At 66.3% G+C, this 16,409-nt stretch carries 17 protein-coding genes; 6 read left to right on the top strand and 11 right to left on the bottom strand.

From position 1 onward, the window contains the following. Nucleotides 1-172: 172 nt before the first annotated feature. Nucleotides 173-1,261, top strand: a complete 1,089-nt coding sequence (locus KPB06_RS15255; RefSeq protein ID WP_275906156.1) for a C40 family peptidase — start codon at nucleotides 173-175, stop codon at nucleotides 1,259-1,261. Nucleotides 1,262-1,383: 122 nt separating this feature from the next. Here KPB06_RS15255 and KPB06_RS15250 read toward each other — a convergent pair whose 3' ends face one another. The 10 genes from KPB06_RS15250 to KPB06_RS15205 all read right to left on the bottom strand — a co-directional run bounded on the left by KPB06_RS15250 (nucleotide 1,384) and on the right by KPB06_RS15205 (nucleotide 10,043). After that, nucleotides 1,384-2,394 (bottom strand): inorganic phosphate transporter, encoded by a 1,011-nt coding sequence (locus KPB06_RS15250; RefSeq protein WP_059585265.1) that lies wholly within the window; start codon nucleotides 2,392-2,394, stop codon nucleotides 1,384-1,386. A gap of 9 nt (nucleotides 2,395-2,403) precedes the next feature. Continuing rightward, nucleotides 2,404-3,030 (bottom strand): DUF47 domain-containing protein, encoded by a 627-nt coding sequence (locus KPB06_RS15245; protein WP_059585264.1) that lies wholly within the window; start codon nucleotides 3,028-3,030, stop codon nucleotides 2,404-2,406. Between the two features lie 138 nt (nucleotides 3,031-3,168). Further along, nucleotides 3,169-5,592: a replicative DNA helicase gene (gene dnaB, locus KPB06_RS15240; protein WP_275906155.1), complete on the bottom strand. Its 2,424-nt coding sequence runs from the start codon at nucleotides 5,590-5,592 to the stop codon at nucleotides 3,169-3,171. Nucleotides 5,593-5,732: 140 nt separating this feature from the next. Continuing rightward, nucleotides 5,733-6,185 (bottom strand): 50S ribosomal protein L9, encoded by a 453-nt coding sequence (gene rplI / locus KPB06_RS15235; protein ID WP_006486256.1) that lies wholly within the window; start codon nucleotides 6,183-6,185, stop codon nucleotides 5,733-5,735. Between the two features lie 27 nt (nucleotides 6,186-6,212). After that, complete coding sequence (gene rpsR / locus KPB06_RS15230; RefSeq protein WP_004193360.1) at nucleotides 6,213-6,488, bottom strand: 30S ribosomal protein S18; 276 nt, start codon at nucleotides 6,486-6,488, stop codon at nucleotides 6,213-6,215. Nucleotides 6,489-6,492: 4 nt separating this feature from the next. Beyond that, a complete protein-coding gene (gene priB, locus KPB06_RS15225) occupies nucleotides 6,493-6,792 on the bottom strand; it encodes a primosomal replication protein N (protein ID WP_011549649.1) in 300 nt (99 codons plus the stop codon). A 40-nt stretch (nucleotides 6,793-6,832) separates the two neighbouring features. Then, complete coding sequence (gene rpsF / locus KPB06_RS15220) at nucleotides 6,833-7,207, bottom strand: 30S ribosomal protein S6 (protein WP_006486255.1); 375 nt, start codon at nucleotides 7,205-7,207, stop codon at nucleotides 6,833-6,835. 230 nt (nucleotides 7,208-7,437) lie between these two features. Further along, a complete protein-coding gene (locus tag KPB06_RS15215; protein ID WP_059585262.1) occupies nucleotides 7,438-8,334 on the bottom strand; it encodes an anti-sigma factor family protein in 897 nt (298 codons plus the stop codon). After that, on the bottom strand, nucleotides 8,324-8,965 hold the full coding sequence (locus tag KPB06_RS15210; RefSeq protein WP_059585261.1) for an RNA polymerase sigma factor: 642 nt from the start codon (nucleotides 8,963-8,965) through the stop codon (nucleotides 8,324-8,326). The genes KPB06_RS15215 and KPB06_RS15210 overlap by 11 nt, the downstream gene beginning before the upstream one ends. Before the next feature lie 166 nt (nucleotides 8,966-9,131). Next, complete coding sequence (locus KPB06_RS15205) at nucleotides 9,132-10,043, bottom strand: LysR family transcriptional regulator (RefSeq protein WP_059585260.1); 912 nt, start codon at nucleotides 10,041-10,043, stop codon at nucleotides 9,132-9,134. A gap of 172 nt (nucleotides 10,044-10,215) precedes the next feature. Between KPB06_RS15205 and gcl the strand changes: the two genes are divergently transcribed. The 4 genes from gcl to lysM all read left to right on the top strand — a co-directional run bounded on the left by gcl (nucleotide 10,216) and on the right by lysM (nucleotide 14,706). Then, on the top strand, nucleotides 10,216-11,991 hold the full coding sequence (gcl, locus tag KPB06_RS15200) for a glyoxylate carboligase (protein WP_275906154.1): 1,776 nt from the start codon (nucleotides 10,216-10,218) through the stop codon (nucleotides 11,989-11,991). A gap of 39 nt (nucleotides 11,992-12,030) precedes the next feature. Then, nucleotides 12,031-12,840, top strand: coding sequence for a hydroxypyruvate isomerase (hyi, locus tag KPB06_RS15195; protein WP_059645599.1), 810 nt, complete (start codon nucleotides 12,031-12,033; stop codon nucleotides 12,838-12,840). Between the two features lie 41 nt (nucleotides 12,841-12,881). Then, complete coding sequence (locus tag KPB06_RS15190; protein WP_059585257.1) at nucleotides 12,882-13,775, top strand: 2-hydroxy-3-oxopropionate reductase; 894 nt, start codon at nucleotides 12,882-12,884, stop codon at nucleotides 13,773-13,775. 460 nt (nucleotides 13,776-14,235) lie between these two features. Then, nucleotides 14,236-14,706: a peptidoglycan-binding protein LysM gene (gene lysM / locus KPB06_RS15185; RefSeq protein WP_059585256.1), complete on the top strand. Its 471-nt coding sequence runs from the start codon at nucleotides 14,236-14,238 to the stop codon at nucleotides 14,704-14,706. 106 nt (nucleotides 14,707-14,812) lie between these two features. Here the strand turns inward: lysM and KPB06_RS15180 are convergent, their stop codons facing one another. Then, nucleotides 14,813-15,835, bottom strand: coding sequence for an asparaginase (locus KPB06_RS15180; RefSeq protein ID WP_059585255.1), 1,023 nt, complete (start codon nucleotides 15,833-15,835; stop codon nucleotides 14,813-14,815). Nucleotides 15,836-16,107: 272 nt separating this feature from the next. Between KPB06_RS15180 and KPB06_RS15175 the strand changes: the two genes are divergently transcribed. After that, nucleotides 16,108-16,398 carry a PsiF family protein gene (locus KPB06_RS15175; protein WP_059585254.1) on the top strand — a complete coding sequence of 97 codons (291 nt, stop codon included), beginning with the start codon at nucleotides 16,108-16,110 and terminating at the stop codon, nucleotides 16,396-16,398. Nucleotides 16,399-16,409 lie beyond the last annotated feature (11 nt).

Here is a 16,409-nt window from a genome sequence, read left to right as displayed (position 1 = left end):
TTTTTATTTGGGGTCGAAGACAAAGGTAACGCGTCGTCACGCAACCACGCAGTTTACGCGCGAAACTTCAAGTAAATTCTCAAGAATGGTTGCTTAAGCCCCGCCGGAGCGTCTACCATCGGGTCTGTCTGTTGTCATACGATTCGCGAGTGCACCGCTCGCCCGCCTTGCCATGCTTCGAATCTGGGTTCCCGTCGCCGTCGTCTCCCTGCTTGCGGCCTGCTCCAGCGTGCCGCCGCAATCGGCATCGCGTTCCGCGTCGGGCATGAAGATCACGACGCCGCGTGCGTTCCCGGCGCCGGCCAATTTCCCCAAATTCGTCGACCACAGCGTCGGCCAGGAAGAGATCTCGATCCAGGCGATGAGCCTCGTCGGCGTCCCGTATCGCTGGGGCGGCAACACGCCGGCGAGCGGCTTCGACTGCAGCGGGCTCGTGCGCTACGTGATCGGCCGCGCGGCCGACGTGAACCTGCCGCGCACGACCGCCGACATGAGCAGCCGCGGCGTGTCGATCGAGCCCGACGAGATCGCGCCGGGCGACCTGATCTTCTTCAATACGACCGGGCGGCCGCATTCGCACGTCGGCATCTATGTCGGCAAGCTGCGCTTCGTCAACGCACCGTCGACGGGCGGCACCGTGCGGCTCGACTACCTGACGAACCCGTACTGGGCGAAGCGCTTCGACGGCATTCGCCGCGTCGCGCCGCCGCGCTCCGCCCCGACGCCGTTCGATGCGCCGACCTACGAGGCCAAGCGCGACGAGCCGCGCAATCCGCCGGCGCTCGCGGCTGCTCCGGCGGTCGTGACGGCTGCCGCCGCGCCGCGACAGCCGGCGGCGTATGCGTCTTCACGAGCAAGAGCGACGCAGGCGCCGGCTCCGGCCATCCCGACCGCGCCGGTCGTGACGGCCACCGCAACCGCACCGGCAGCACCGGCCGCCGATCCGTATGAACCGCCGCCACCGCGGATGCAGGCGGCCCAGCAGCAAGCCACGTCGGTGAATGACGGCGCGACTGCGATGACCGCCAACGCAGCACCGACCGCCCCGGCGGAAGTCGGCACGCAGATTCCGACGACCGCACTGACGGCCGCCGAGGCCGCCGCCTTCGATGCCGAGCCGCCGCCCGCCGCCCCCGGCACGCCGCCGCGCACCATCGATCCCGTGCAGGTGTTGCGTGCGTCGACGCAATCCGCGCCCATCAGCCCGCGCACCAGTACGGCAGACGATCCGATCGCGCGGTTCGCGAACGGCAGCTACTGAGCCGTTGCTCGAACCGCGACCGTCGACGACGTCGACGACATGCTCCGCTGGCCTCCAAAAGAAAATGCGCCGCGGCCTTTCGGCTTGCGGCGCATTTCGCGTCGATCAGGAAGTGTCGGCGATCAGAAGATCTGATGCCCGAGCCACCAGCCGCCAGCCGCGAACAGCGCGGCCGCCGGCAACGTCAGCACCCACGCCCACACGATGTTGCCGGCGACGCCCCAGCGCACGGCCGACAGCTTCTGCGTCGCGCCGACACCGACGATCGCACCGGTAATCGTGTGCGTGGTCGACACGGGAATGCCGAGGAACGATGCGACGAACAGCGTGATTGCCCCACCGCTTTCCGCGCAGAAGCCGCCGACCGGCTTGAGCTTCGTGATCTTCTGGCCCATCGTGCGCACGATGCGCCAGCCGCCGAACAGCGTGCCGAGGCCCATCGACAGGTAGCACGCGCCGATCACCCACGCCGGCGGCGCATCGGCGGTGGCCGACGCGTAGCCGCTCGCGATCAGCAGCATCCAGATGATACCGATCGTCTTCTGTGCGTCGTTGCCGCCGTGGCCCAGGCTGTACAGCCCCGCCGACAGCAGCTGCAGCCGGCGGAAACGCCGGTCGACCTTGCTGGGCGCGGTACGGAAATACAGCCACGACACGCCGAGCATGAACAGTGAACCGAGGATGAAACCGAGCAGCGGCGAAATGAAGATGAACGCGATCGTCTTCAGCAGCCCGTCGATGTTCAGCGAGCTCCAGCCCGACTTCGCGAGCGCCGCGCCGACGAGGCCGCCGATCAGCGCGTGCGACGAGCTCGACGGAATCCCGTAGTACCACGTGATCACGTTCCAGCCGATCGCGCCGACCAGCGCGCCGAACACGACGTAGTGGTCGACGATCTCGGGATCGATCGTGCCTTTACCGACGGTCTGTGCGACTTTCAGGTGGAAGATGAAATACGCGATCACGTTGAACGCGGCCGCGAACACCACGGCCTGCTGGGGCTTCAGCACCCCGGTCGACACGACGGTGGCGATCGAGTTCGCCGCGTCGTGAAAGCCGTTCATGAAGTCGAATACGAGCGCGACGAGCACGAGCGTCGCGACCATCCATAGGGCGAGTTGTATCGAATGCATGTGGTCCGCTCAGGCGTTTTCCAGCACGATGCCTTCGATGATGTTCGCGACGTCCTCGCACTTGTCGGTGATCTCTTCCAGCAGCTCGTAGATCGCCTTCAGCTTGATGAGCGTCTTCACGTCGTCTTCCTCGCGGAACAGCTTCGACATCGCCGCGCGCAGCACGCGGTCGGCTTCCGACTCCCAGCGATCGATTTCCTCGCACTGCTTGAGGATCTGCGCCGACTGCTTCATGTCGGACAGCAGGCCGACGGCCTGCTGCACGTGTTGCGCCGACTGCGTGACGATATGCGCGAGCTGGCTCGCCTCGGACGTGACGGACTGCACGTCGTACAGCGACACGGCCGTCGCGACGTCCTCCATCAGGTCGAGGATGTCGTCCATCGTCGTGATCAGCTTGTGGATCTCGTCACGATCGAGCGGCGTGATGAAGGTCTTGTGCAGCAGATCGATCGCCTCGTGCGTCAGCTTGTCGGCGGCCTTCTCGGCGATTTGCACGTTTTGCTTGTGAATCTCGGCGTCGACGAGATTGTCGATCAGCAGTTCGAGCTCGCGGCCACCGGAAACGATGTGCTTCGCGTGCGAGTTGAAGAGTTCAAAGAACTTGCCCTCGGTGGGCATGAATCGACCGAACATGGGATTCCTGAGAGATTGTCAAACTACTGTCACGAAAACGGGCGACATTGTACCGGTTCCGGTCGCGACGCGACGTGCGCATATGCGCACGCCGGGATTGGATACAACATTTGGCGAAATAGGTGTTTACAACCGGCTTTACTCGCCGTAGAAGGTCTGCGCCCCGGCAAAATTGTCGAACTTCGTGTATTGCCCCAGGAACGTGAGCCGAACGGGCCCGATCGGGCCGTTACGCTGCTTGCCGATGATGATTTCGGCCGTCCCCTTGTCAGGGCTGTCGGGATTGTAGACCTCATCTCGATAAATGAACAGGATCACGTCCGCATCCTGTTCGATTGCGCCCGATTCGCGCAAATCCGACATCACCGGCCGCTTGTTCGGGCGCTGTTCGAGGCCGCGGTTCAGCTGCGACAGCGCGATCACCGGCACGTCGAGCTCCTTCGCGAGGCTCTTCAGCGATCGCGAGATTTCCGAAATTTCGGTCGCGCGGTTCTCGCCCTGCGACGAACCCGACATCAGCTGCAGGTAGTCGACGATGATCAGGCCGAGCTTGCCGCATTGTCGCGCGAGGCGCCGCGCGCGCGAGCGCAATTCCATCGGATTCAGGCCGCCCGTCTCGTCGATGAAGAGCTGCGCCTCGCTCATCTTCTGCACCGCGTGCGTCAGCTTCGGCCAATCCTCGTCCGTCAGGCGGCCGGTACGCATTCGGTGCTGATCGAGCCGGCCGATCGAGCCGAGCATACGCATCACGAGCTGGGTGCCCGGCATTTCCATCGAGAACACCGCGACCGGCAACCCGTACTCGACCGCGACGTATTCGCCGATGTTCATGGAGAAGGCCGTATTGTGGGTCACGACGTAATCGTCGGTCACGTACAGCCGCGACGGATGCGAGACCGAAATGCATTGCGTGGCCGTCCGGCGCGTCGGCTCGATGCCGACGATAACCGGCATCTTGCGGCGCACACGCCCGCCCGTCAGCCGGTCGCGCTTGCCCTGGAACAGGAACAGGCTCTGCGGATCCGGATGACTGATCGTGCAAACGTAAGCCGTCGCACCGGCCTTGCGTTCGCCGTCGACCGTGAAGCTCGTCGCCTTTTCGGCAATCTGGCACCATGCACCGAGCGAACGCGCCAGCTCGCGCACGTCGCTCGCCAACTGCGCACTGGCGGTCGAATAACGCACCGCCCCCCACGATTCGACCCAGCCGTCCGTGTCGAGCAGCCCGCGCAACAAATCCAGCCGCGCGTCCTTGTCCGCATCGAGGTAGAGGCGCGGGATGAACTTGTCGTAGCTCGTCCTCCCCCACACACCGAGCTGCTCGAGAGCAGCCTTGAGCGGGTTGGCGGACGGCCGGGCTTCCGCGGCCGTCGACGGCCGGCGCTTGATGCGCCAGTCGTACTGGCCCGCGTATTCGAGCTCGAGCGACGCGTCGACACGCGCGCGCATCCGGCTCAACGTTTCCTCGGCCTTCACGCTGAAACGCACAGCAGTCCCGCCGAGCGCACCGTCGCCCAGCAGCGCGCCGAGCACCCACGGATCGATCGGCAGCGCCTCGCGATGACCGAACTCGCCGCTCGGCATGTCGATCCACAGCCGGTTCCGGTAGCGTTCGCGCGTCAGCAACGTGCGAATCTCCGCGGTCGACAGTACGCGCGGCTTTTCCCACTCACGGAAATGGACGCACCACAGGTGCTCGTCGCAGCATTCGGCCGAACGCCCATCCGAAAAGCGGACCCGATACACCTGGCGTTCGCCCTGCGGGTAGATCCCGGTCACGATCGACGCTGCGCCGTCGACCGAAGCAAGTGCATCACCGACTGCCAGCTCACCCATCGGCTTCCAGCCCGTCAGCGTCCTGACGCGCGCATCGAGCGGCTGGGCCTTACCCATCGACGGTCTTCCGGCCACGATGATCAGCTCGCCGCCGTGCATCCCGGACGTCATCCGGTCGAGGTCGACGAAGCCGGTCGGCGTGCCGGTGACGTCGCTCGGGTTAGCGGTGTGGTAAAGCGTATCGATGCGCTCGACCACCTGGGTAAGCAGCGGGCCGATCTCGAGGAAACCCTGGTTGCCGCGCGCGCCCTCCTCGGCGATCGAGAAGACCTTCGATTCGGCTTCGTCGAGCAGCTGGCGGACTTCCTTGCCCTGCGGATTGAAGGCGTCGGCCGAGATCTCGTCGGCGACCGACACCAGCCGGCGCAGCACCGCGCGATCACGCACGATTTCCGCGTAGCGGCGGATGTTCGCCGCGCTCGGCGTGTTCTGCGCGAGGGCGTTCAGGTACGCGAGCCCGCCGACGTCGTCGGCCTTGCCGGACGTGGTCAGCGCTTCGTACACGGTCACGACGTCGGCCGGGCGCGTCGACGCGATCAGGCGGCCGATGTGCTCGTAGATGATCCGGTGGTCGTAGCGGTAGAAGTCGCCCTGCGACAGGAAATCGGCAATCCGGTCCCATGCCGCGTTGTCGAGCAACAGGCCGCCGAGCACCGACTGCTCGGCTTCGACCGAATGCGGCGGGACTTTCAGCGATTCGATTTGGGGATCTTGCGGCGCGTTCATGGGTTGGGATTATCGCGAATAGATGGCGGCAGCGCTACCACCGCTTGCCGGCGATCGGGCAATAAAAAAGGCAGGCCCCGGTTGCCCGGGCGCCTGCCCTTGTCCGGACGACGGAAGCCGCCCGGCAAGCTTGCATACGCTTACGCGTGGTCGCCGATCACGTTGATCGTGACGTCGACGACGACGTCCGTGTGCAGCGCGACCTGGACGTTGTGCTCGCCGATCATCTTCAGCGGGCCTTCCGGCATGCGCACTTGCAGCTTCTCGACTTCGTAGCCTGCCTTCTTCAGCAGTTCCGCGACGTCGCCGTTCGTGACCGAGCCGAACAGACGGCCGTCGACGCCCGACTTCTGCGTGATTTCGAACGACTGGCCGTTCAGCTTCTCGCCGACTGCCTGCGATGCTGCCAGCTTTTCAGCAGCGATCTTTTCGAGTTCAGCGCGGCGCACTTCGAATTCGGCGATCGCTTCCTTCGTTGCACGGCGAGCCTTGCGGTTCGGGATCAGGAAGTTGCGAGCGTAACCGTCCTTGACCTTGACGATATCGCCGAGGTTGCCCAGATTGGCGACTTTTTCCAACAGAATGATTTGCATTCGAATTCTCCTTATTGCGTCGCCTGATTACGCCTTGTGCTGATCGGTGTACGGCAGCAGCGCGAGGAAACGCGCACGCTTGATGGCCGTATCCAGCTGACGCTGATAGTGCGCCTTCGTACCCGTCAGACGAGCCGGCGTGATCTTGCCGTTTTCGCCGATGAAGTCCTTCAGCGTTTCCGTGTCCTTGTAGTCGATCTGCTCGACGCCTGCAGCCGTGAAACGGCAGAACTTCTTGCGCTTGAAGAGCGGGTTTTGTTGCTGACGACGCTTGTCGAATTTCTTACCAGTCGGGCGGGCCATGATTTCAGTCCTTTCCTGTGTCCTGCAATGCAGTGATGTGAAACACCAAGGTTCTCGCGTTGCGGCTTTTCTTGGCCAGGAAGCCCGTGAACAGCGTTTCGACGCCCATTTCACGACTTTCCAGCTTGCCGCTCGCCTCACCGGCCGCCACCGCCTCGATCGTCATTTCGACCTGACGGGGAATGCCTGCTTCGACGACTTCCGTGCGGTGATGCAATGTGGCGCTTGCGATCGGAACACCGGCCGGCGTATATCGCACCGGTGCGCGTTCGACGACGCTCGCCGTCAATTGCAACCTGTTCACGTGAGTGGCGCGCTCCTTGATGGCTTAATAAGTGACGAACTTAAGCCTGCGCTTCGGCCGGCTGAGCAGCAGCCGCCTTCTTGGCTTCTTCGCGCTGAACTTCCTTCATCATCGGCGACGGGCCGGTTTCGGCCTTCTTCATCTTGACGATGAGGTGACGCAGCACGGCGTCGTTGAACTTGAACGCGTGTTCGAGTTCGTCGAGCGTCGTCTGGTCGCACTCGATGTTCATGCAGACGTAGTGAGCCTTCGCGAGTTTCTCGATCATGTAGGCCAGCTGGCGACGGCCCCAGTCTTCGACACGGTGGATCTGGCCGCCGTGCGACGTGATCGTGGACTTGTAGCGCTCGATCATCGCGGGCACTTGCTCGCTTTGATCCGGGTGCACGATGAATACGATTTCGTAATGACGCATTACACACTCCTTGTGGATTAAAGCCACCCGGGCGTCTGAACCGGTGTGGCAAGTGAGAAGCCGAAGATTCTACCCCGGTTACGGGGCGCATGCAAGGCCAATCGACGATCGGCAGACGGATTCGGCCGTGTTTTCAAAGACTTGAACAGGCATGCGGGCGGCCGCGGCCGACATCCGGCCCTTCCACGGCCGGGGCCGGAACACGCGTGCGCCGCCCCTCGGCCGCGCCGTCATTCGCTGCGCGCGCTGGCAAGCCGCGCGCCGAGGGCCGTCCGGAACGCCGCGAGCGCCGACGGCTCGGCGTCGGTCACGGCCCACCACGTCATCCCGGCCGCGTTCCAGCGGTCGAGCGCATAGCCCTGCGACACGGTCGTGTACGGAGCAGCCGGCCGCTCCCCGGCCGGCTGCACGTAGACGTCGACCACGTGCTGCCGGTGGCGATAGACGAGCACCGCGACACGGCGACGCCCGACGTAGTCGAGCCGGCCGCCGACCAGCGCGAAGCCGTTCTTGGCGAGATCCTCGACCGGCGGCGCATAGTCGAGCCGGCCGTTGAACCACGGCTTGACCGTGTGCTGGTCGGTCGAGATCACGTCGATGGCGCGCGCCGACAGGTCGGCCCGTACATGGCTCGCGACGAGTTCGTCGACCGTTCGCTCGGTGTCGGCGTGGCGGGCCGACCACGCCATTCCGCCCGCCGCCGCGAGCGCCATCAACAGCGCGACGCCCCAGCCGAGGCCCGGCAACGCGGCCACGCGCGGCCCCGCGCCGGTCGATACCGGGCGTGCCGACCCGCCCCGCCCGGTCAGCCAGGAGAACCAGTCGCGTGCGCGCGGCCGCCGTGGCGGCGGTGACTGCCGTTCAGGCCGGGGCGCGGCCCGCGACGGTTCACGGGCAGGCGCATCGGCCGCGGCCGGCAGGCTCGCAAGAATGCTCGCCCGCAGCGCGTCCGGCGCGCGGTGATAATCGGCCTGCCGCACGGCCTGCACCAGCGTGACGATCCGCGCGCGTTCGCGGCGGCACGCGTCGCACCCGTCGACATGCTGCTGGACCCGCAACGCATCGGGCGCCGACAGCTCGCGGTCGACGTCCGCGTCCAGCAACGCTCGCGCTTCGTTACAGTCCATCGATAGCCTCCGATGCGGTTCCGCCCGCCGGCGTCCGGCCCGGCCGGCCTTCGGTCGTCGGCGCCGGCGCGGCGCCCAGCAGCGCGGCGAGCTTGCGCCGGCCGCGCGCGAGCCGCGACATCACCGTGCCGACCGGCACGTCGGCGATCGCCGCGATCTCGCGGTAGCTGAGGTCCTCCATCTCGCGCAGCACGAGCACCTCGCGGTATTCGGTCGGCAGCTTCGCGAGCGCCGCATTCACGAGCCGCACGTTCTCGCCGCGCAGCAGCTGCGCGAGCGGGTCCTCCGTCGCCGGCTGCCAGTCGTCGGGCACGTCCGCGTCGTCGAGCGTGTCGGGCAGCGCCACCTCGTGCGCATGCGTGCGCCGCCGCCACTCGGTGTACCAGGTGTGGCGCACGATCGTCAGCAGCCACGGCCGCGCGTTGTCGCCGCGACACGAATCGACGAAGCGCAGCGCGCGCATGCACGCGTCCTGCACGACGTCGTCCGCATCGCCGGCGCTGCCGCTCAGCCAGCGCGCGAGGTTGTACGCGGCGTCGAGATGCGGCAGCACGAGCATGCGAAACCGCTCGCCGCGCGCGGCTGCATCGTCCGCCGCCCGTTCATCGACCGCCTGTCCGGCTTGCCCCACATGGCCTCCCTGGTCCCGGCGGCCGACGCCGCGCCCGTTCCGCGCCCGGCGCCCGGACAGACCGGCAACGTGCGCGCTCGATGACCTTACCGCTGCTGCGTCGAGTTTATTCCCGCGCCGCACGCATGCAGCGTAAAAAATCGCAGGCGGCCGGGCGCGCCGGCCGTTACGGCGTGGTGCTCCAGTAACCGGGGCGCGCATACGCTTCGCGCAGGTAATCGATGAAGTAACGCACGCGCGCCGGCACGTAGCGCTGCTGCGGGTAGACGGCGAGGATGTCGTAGTCGGGCAGCGCGTATTCGTCGAGCACGGTCTCGAGTTCGCCCGTTTCGAGCTGCGCGGCGATCTCCCACGTCGAGCGCCAGCCGAGCCCGAGCCCCTCGGCCACCCAGCGGTGCAGCAGCTCGCCGTCGTTGCAGTCGAGATTGCCGGTCACGCGCATCGTCGCGATCTTGCCGTGACGCTGGAAATACCAGCCGCGGTTCTGCCCGCCCTGCAGGTTGAACGCGAGACAGTTGTGCTTGAGCAGGTCGTCGAGCGATTTCGGCCGGCCGTGCCGGCGGAAATAGTCGGGCGTGCCGCACACCACGCGCCGGTTCGACGCGAGCTTCACAGCGACGAAGTTCGGATCGACCGCGCCGCCGATCCGGATCGACAGGTCGTAGCCTTCGCGCACGAGATCGACGACGCGGTCGGTCAGGTTGAACGACAGCTGCATCTCCGGCTTGTCGGCCAGGAAGCCGGGCGCGTGCGGCGCGACGTGCTTGCGGCCGAACGCGGCCGGCGCCGACACGATCAGGTGCCCGCTGACCGCGCGCCGGCCGGCAGCCAGCTCGTTCTCGGCCTGATCCCATTCGGACAGCAGCCCGCGGCAGCGCTCGAGGAACGCGGCGCCCTCCTCGCTGACCACCAGCCGCCGCGTCGAGCGGTACATCAGTTTCACGCCGAGGCGCTTCTCCAGCGCGTCGATGCGCCGCCCCAGCACCACCGGCGACACGCCCTCCTCCAGCGCCGCCGCCGCGAGGCTGCCGGCATCGGCCACGCGCACGAACGTCTCGATCTGCTTGAAGCGGTCCATCTCGCGTCTCCGTCTTGGCTCCGACACCGGCGGGAAGCCCCGTCCGGCCGTCATTCCATACTTTTAGTTTCGAAATAAGCGACTTCGACTGATCTTATCAAACCTTTCCTGCATCCCTAAAGTGTCCCCAACAGACCGATTCGCACGATCCGCCATATTCAAGGAGACATTCATGGCCAAGATGAGAGCCGTCGACGCAGCCGTACTCGTGCTCGAGAAGGAAGGCATCCAGACCGCGTTCGGCGTGCCGGGCGCGGCGATCAACCCGTTCTACTCGGCCATGCGCAAGTCGGGCGGCATCAGCCACGTGCTCGCGCGCCACGTCGAGGGCGCATCGCACATGGCCGAAGGCTTCACGCGGGCGGCGCCGGGCAACATCGGCGTGTGCATCGGCACGTCGGGCCCCGCCGGCACCGACATGATCACCGGCCTCTACTCCGCATCGGCCGACTCGATTCCGATCCTCGCGATCACGGGCCAGGCGCCTCGCGCGCGCCTCTACAAGGAAGACTTCCAGGCCGTCGACATCGAATCGATCGCGAAGCCGGTCACCAAGTGGGCCGTCACCGTGCGCGAACCGGCGCTCGTGCCGCGCGTGTTCCAGCAGGCGTTCCACCTGATGCGCTCGGGCCGCCCGGGCCCGGTGCTGGTCGACCTGCCGATCGACGTGCAGCTCGCCGAAATCGAGTTCGACATCGACACGTACGAACCGCTGCCGGTCTACAAGCCCGCGGCCACCCGCGCGCAGATCGAGAAGGCGCTCGCGATGCTCAACGACGCGGACAAGCCGCTGATCGTGTCGGGCGGCGGCGTGCTCAACGCGGCGGCCGAAGACCTGCTCGTGCAGTTCGCCGAAACGGTCGGCGTGCCGGTGATCCCGACGCTGATGTCGTGGGGCGCGATTCCCGACGATCACCCGCTGATGGCCGGCATGGTCGGCCTGCAGACGTCGCACCGCTACGGCAACGCGACGATGCTCGCGTCCGACTTCGTGCTCGGCATCGGCAACCGCTGGGCGAACCGCCACACGGGCAGCGTCGAGGTCTACACGAAGGGCCGCAAGTTCGTGCACGTCGACATCGAGCCGACGCAGATCGGCCGCGTGTTCGGCCCGGATCTCGGCATCGTGTCCGACGCGAAGGCGGCCCTCGAGCTGTTCGTCGCGGTCGCGCGGGAATGGAAGGCCGCGGGCAAGCTGAAGGACCGCGGCGAGTGGGTGTCCGAGTGCCAGGCGCGCAAGCGCGCGCTGCAGCGCAAGACGCACTTCGACAACGTGCCGGTCAAGCCGCAGCGCGTGTACGAAGAGATGAACAAGGTGTTCGGCCGCGATACCTGCTACGTCAGCACGATCGGCCTGTCGCAGATCGCCGCCGCGCAGTTCCTGCACGTGTTCAAGGCACGCAACTGGATCAACTGCGGCCAGGCCGGCCCGCTCGGCTGGACGATCCCCGCCGCACTCGGCGTGCGTGCGGCCGACCCGAGCCGCCCGATCGTCGCGCTGTCCGGCGACTACGACTTCCAGTTCATGATCGAGGAGCTCGCGGCCGGCGCGCAATTCAAGCTGCCGTACGTGCACGTCGTCGTGAACAACTCGTACCTCGGGCTGATCCGCCAGGCGCAGCGCGCGTTCGACATGGACTACTGCGTGCAGCTCGCGTTCGACAACGTGAACGCGCCCGAACTGAACGGCTATGGCGTCGACCACGTGGCCGTCGCGGAAGGCCTCGGCTGCAAGGCGCTGCGCGTGTTCAAGCCGGAAGAGATCGAGCCGGCGCTGCGTCAGGCGCAAACGCTCGCGGAAGAGTTCAGCGTGCCGGTGGTCGTCGAGGTGATCCTCGAGCGCGTGACGAACATCTCGATGGGCACCGAGATCGACGCGATCAACGAATTCGAGGAGTTCGCCGAAAAGGCCGAGCACGCACCGACCGCGATCTCGATGCTCGACTGAACCGCACGACATTTTTGACCGACCGAAGAGGCTTAGCTCATGCCGAAGTTTGCTGCAAACCTGACCATGCTGTTCAACGAAGTGCCGTTCCTCGACCGCTTCAAGGCGGCCGCGGACGCGGGCTTCGACGCCGTCGAGTTCCTGTTCCCGTATCCGTACGCGAAAGAAGAACTCGCCGAGCGGCTCGAGACGCACGGCCTGCGCCTCGTGCTGCACAACCTGCCCGCCGGCAACTGGGACCAAGGCGAGCGCGGCATCGCGTGCCTGCCCGATCGCGTCGGCGAATTCCAGGAAGGGGTCGGTCGAGCGATCGACTACGCGAAGGCGCTGAAGGTGCCGCAGTTGAACTGCCTCGTCGGCATCCCGTCGGCGAGCACGGCGCGCGACAAGACGTTCGTGACGATCGTCGACAACCTGCGCTTCGCCGCCGATGCGCTGAAGCGCGAAGGCATCCGCCTGCTCGTCGAGCCGTGCAACCGCTTCGACATCCCGGGCTTCGCGCTGAACCGGTCGTCGGAAGGCCTCGACGTGATCCGCGCGGTCGGGTCGGACAACCTGTTCCTGCAGTACGACATCTATCACATGCAACGCATGGAAGGCGAACTGGCCGCGACGATCGAACGCAACCTCGCGTCGATCGGCCACGTCCAGCTCGCGGACAACCCGGGCCGCAACGAGCCGGGCACCGGCGAGATCAACTACGCGTTCCTGTTCGCGCTGCTCGACCGGCTCGGCTATGCCGGCTACGTCGGCTGCGAATACAAGCCCCGCACCACCACGACGGAAGGCCTCGGCTGGCTGCAAAGCGTGGCCGGTTGCGCACCGGCCTCGGCGCGTCGCGCCGCCTGAGTCGCACCCTTTCCGTTTTCAGCCCCACAGGAGACTTTCACATGGCAACCATCGGTTTCATCGGCCTCGGCATCATGGGCGCGCACATGGCGCGCAACCTGCTCAAGGGCGATCATCAACTCGTCGTGAACGGCGCGTTTCCGATCCCGGACGATCTGCGCGGCAGCGCCAAGGTCGTCGCGAACTCGACCGAAGTCGCGCGGCACGCGGACATCATCATCTCGATGGTGCCGGACACGCCGGACGTGCGTAACGTGCTGTTCGCCGACGACGGCGTCGCGAAGGGCCTGAGCGCCGGCAAGCTCGTGATCGACATGAGCTCGATCTCGCCGCTCGACACGCAGGCATTCGCGAAACAGATCAACGCGCTCGGCTGCGACTACCTCGACGCGCCGGTGTCCGGCGGCGAAGTCGGTGCGCGCGAAGCGACGCTGACGATCATGGTCGGCGGCCCCGAGAAGGCGTTCGAGCGCGCGAAGCCGCTGTTCGAGAAGATGGGCAAGAACATCACGCTCGTCGGCGACAACGGCGCGGGCCAGACCTGCAAGGTCGCGAACCAGATCATCGTCGCGCTGAACATCGAAGCGGTCGGCGAAGCGCTGCTGTTCGCCGCGCGTTCGGGCGCCGATCCGGAACGCGTGCGCCAGGCGCTGATGGGCGGCTTCGCCGCGTCGCGCATCCTCGAAGTGCACGGCGCGCGCATGACCAAGCGCACGTTCGACCCGGGCTTTCGCATCGAGCTGCACCAGAAGGACCTGAACCTCGCGCTCGACGGCGCGCGCAAGCTCGGCCTCGCGCTGCCGCACACCGCGAGCGCGCAGCAGTTGTTCAGCGTGTGCGCGTCGCACGGCGGCAAGGCATGGGATCACTCGGCACTCGTGCGCGCGCTCGAGATCATGTCGAACTTCGAGATCGGCCAGACGCCGGCCGCGTAACGCGGCCGCAGCAACGCGCGTTTGTGCTGCGATGGCGGACGCGCGCGACGAATGATTGCGATCCGGCCGCGGCCGGTCGCATCGATGCGCGGTGCACACGCGCATCACGGTGGGGCGCCCCGGCCTGCATCGCCAACGGCATGCGGAACGGGGCGAAAAACGCCGCTCTGGGCTGAGAGCGGCGTGGTGGGGTCCGCAGCGGCACCCGGCGGCGCCGGGGAAGCCTTGGTCGGTCAGACGTCGTCGTCGGGTGTCCGCCTGTCGGATTTCGCGTATTACATTTCTTTACGTTCGAGCGTGCGATTTTTCATGCAATCGTCGCGTTGAACGCCTACACTTTCGCCACGCCTTTCGAGAAAACCGCCGCGCCTGCGTTTCCCTCCGGAGACCGCACCCAGCGCGGTGTTTTTTTCGCCACTTCACGGCGCGTTTTCTTTTCAACCACCTAAGGAGTGCAACGATGGGTCTTCTTTCGTTTATTAAAGAGGCGGGTGAAAAACTGCTGGGTCACGCCGATGCACAGGCAGCGGAAGATCCGAATGCCGCGAACCAGACCGCGGCCGATGCGATCAAGAACTACATCAACTCGCAAGGTCTCGACACGTCGAACCTGACCGTCGCGTTCGACGGCGCGTCGCGCACCGTCACGCTGTCGGGCAGCGTCGCCGATCTCGACACGAAGGCGAAGGTCAAGGTCGCGGCCGGCAACGTGCAGGGTGTCGCGGGCGTCAACGACGACGGCCTGCAGCCGGACGATCCGGAAGTGCGGTACCACGACGTGAAGCCGGGCGACACGCTGTCGGCGATCGCCAAGGAAGTGTACGGCGACGCGAACAAGTACCCGGCGATCTTCGAGGCGAACAAGCCGATGCTGTCGAGCCCGGACCGGATCTACCCGGGCCAGAAGCTCGTGATTCCGCCGCAGTCCTGAGCATTCGCGCAGCGCTGATGCAAAAAAGGCAGGCCGCTCGGCCCGCCTTTCTTCATGGGCGACGCGCACCGCGCGATCGGCGCGTGTCGATCTTCCCGTCATCGAATCACAGCGTATCGAACGCGCGCTGCAATGCGTCGCGATCGTGAATGCCGTTCGCGAGCGCGAGCATCAGCAGCACGCGCGCCTTGAACGGGTGCAGCGAGCCCGCGCTCACGAAACCGAGTGCATCGTCGCTCGCGGCGCCGTTGCGCATCACGTGCCCCGACCCGACGCGCGACGCACGGACCACCGCCACGCCCGCATTGACCGCATCGGCGAGCGCCGCCTGCAGCGTCGCATGAATCGACCCGTTGCCGGTGCCTGCGACGACGAGGCCGCGCACGCCGGCCCCGACGAGCGCATCGACGGCCGTGCGCGTCACGCCCGCATAGCTCGCGACGACCTCGACCGGCGGCCAGCTTGCCGCGATCGCCAGTTGCGTGTCGCGCGTGCGCGTGATGCGGCGCGCGAATTCGACGCGGCCGTCCTGTACCCAGCCGAGCGCCCCGAGCTCCGGCGACTGGAACGCGTCGACCGCATAGGTGCTCGTCTTCACGACGTCGCGCGCGCCGTGGATCCGGTTGTTGAACGCGACCAGCACGCCCTGCCCGCGCGCGGCCGGATGGGCGGCCACCGTCACCGCGTTCAGCAGGTTCAGCGGGCCGTCGGACGACAGCGCGGTCGCCGGCCGCATCGCGGCCGTCAGCACGACCGGCTTGTCGCCCCGGACGACCAGATGCAGCGCGTACGCCGTTTCCTCGAGCGTATCGGTGCCGTGGGTGATCACGATGCCGTCGATCGCGGGATCGGCCATCAGCGCGTCGATCCGCGCGGCGAGCGTGTTCCACAGCGGCAGCGCGAGATCCTTGCTGTCGATGCTGGCGATCTGCTCCGCGTCGATGCGCGCGACCGACGCGAGCGCCGGCACGGCGTCGACCAGGAAACTGACGCCGAGCGCACCGGCCTGGTAGCCGGCCGTGCTGGCCGCGTCGGGCGCGGCGCCGGCGATCGTGCCGCCGGTGGCAAGTACGGCGATGCGCGGCAATGTCGCCGCGGACGAAGGGGATGCGGTGTTCGATGTATTCATGGCCGCGATTGTAATGGCTCGCGGCCGCGAGCCGACAGGTTCCGGCGCGACGGGCCGGCGCCGGCCGCCGCGCGTCATGGTTTGTCCCGATCTCCTGGCCGCGTGCGCCGTCAACGGCCATGGCGTCCGCAACGTTATAGAAAGTGCCGTTTTGGTGTTTTCACCTTGATTTGCCATAATCGGAACGCGTGGTGCGATGTGGCCCTGTCCACGTCGCGTCGAGCTTCATGACGGCGTCGATCACGCGCAATTCACCCCATGGGAGTGTCGAAATGAAAATCCAATCGCTCGTAGCCGCACTGCTTCTCGGCGGCATGCTGGCTTCCCCCGCCTTCGCGGCGAACAGCCAGCAGGACAAGATGAAGGCCTGTAACACGCAGGCAGCCGGCAAGACGGGCGACGAACGCAAGGCGTTCATGAAGGACTGCCTGTCGGCGAAGCCCGCGAAGGCGATGACGCAGCAGGAAAAGATGAAGGCGTGCAACACGCAGGCCACCGGCAAGAAGGGCGACGATCGCAAGGCGTTCATGAAGAGCTGCCTGAGCAATCAGCCGGCCGCCTGAGTTCCGGCGCT

Source organism: Burkholderia semiarida (genome assembly GCF_029268935.1).
Lineage (GTDB): Bacteria > Pseudomonadota > Gammaproteobacteria > Burkholderiales > Burkholderiaceae > Burkholderia > Burkholderia semiarida.
Note: the sequence above shows the minus strand (reverse complement) of the source record. Positions and strands in the feature narration are given on the sequence as shown.

What these genes read in the sequence shown, in the direction of transcription:
- gcl (WP_275906154.1), top strand. Translation starts at nt 10,216, where the DNA reads ATGGCCAAGATGAGAGCCGTCGACGCAGCCGTACTCGTGCTCGAGAAG.
- KPB06_RS15255 (WP_275906156.1), top strand. Translation starts at nt 173, where the DNA reads ATGCTTCGAATCTGGGTTCCCGTCGCCGTCGTCTCCCTGCTTGCGGCC.
- rpsR (WP_004193360.1), bottom strand. Translation starts at nt 6,488, where the DNA reads ATGGCCCGCCCGACTGGTAAGAAATTCGACAAGCGTCGTCAGCAACAA.
- KPB06_RS15180 (WP_059585255.1), bottom strand. Translation starts at nt 15,835, where the DNA reads ATGAATACATCGAACACCGCATCCCCTTCGTCCGCGGCGACATTGCCG.
- KPB06_RS15190 (WP_059585257.1), top strand. Translation starts at nt 12,882, where the DNA reads ATGGCAACCATCGGTTTCATCGGCCTCGGCATCATGGGCGCGCACATG.
- KPB06_RS15175 (WP_059585254.1), top strand. Translation starts at nt 16,108, where the DNA reads ATGAAAATCCAATCGCTCGTAGCCGCACTGCTTCTCGGCGGCATGCTG.
- hyi (WP_059645599.1), top strand. Translation starts at nt 12,031, where the DNA reads ATGCCGAAGTTTGCTGCAAACCTGACCATGCTGTTCAACGAAGTGCCG.
- KPB06_RS15215 (WP_059585262.1), bottom strand. Translation starts at nt 8,334, where the DNA reads ATGGACTGTAACGAAGCGCGAGCGTTGCTGGACGCGGACGTCGACCGC.
- KPB06_RS15205 (WP_059585260.1), bottom strand. Translation starts at nt 10,043, where the DNA reads ATGGACCGCTTCAAGCAGATCGAGACGTTCGTGCGCGTGGCCGATGCC.
- KPB06_RS15250 (WP_059585265.1), bottom strand. Translation starts at nt 2,394, where the DNA reads ATGCATTCGATACAACTCGCCCTATGGATGGTCGCGACGCTCGTGCTC.
- rplI (WP_006486256.1), bottom strand. Translation starts at nt 6,185, where the DNA reads ATGCAAATCATTCTGTTGGAAAAAGTCGCCAATCTGGGCAACCTCGGC.
- lysM (WP_059585256.1), top strand. Translation starts at nt 14,236, where the DNA reads ATGGGTCTTCTTTCGTTTATTAAAGAGGCGGGTGAAAAACTGCTGGGT.
- rpsF (WP_006486255.1), bottom strand. Translation starts at nt 7,207, where the DNA reads ATGCGTCATTACGAAATCGTATTCATCGTGCACCCGGATCAAAGCGAG.
- dnaB (WP_275906155.1), bottom strand. Translation starts at nt 5,592, where the DNA reads ATGAACGCGCCGCAAGATCCCCAAATCGAATCGCTGAAAGTCCCGCCG.
- KPB06_RS15245 (WP_059585264.1), bottom strand. Translation starts at nt 3,030, where the DNA reads ATGTTCGGTCGATTCATGCCCACCGAGGGCAAGTTCTTTGAACTCTTC.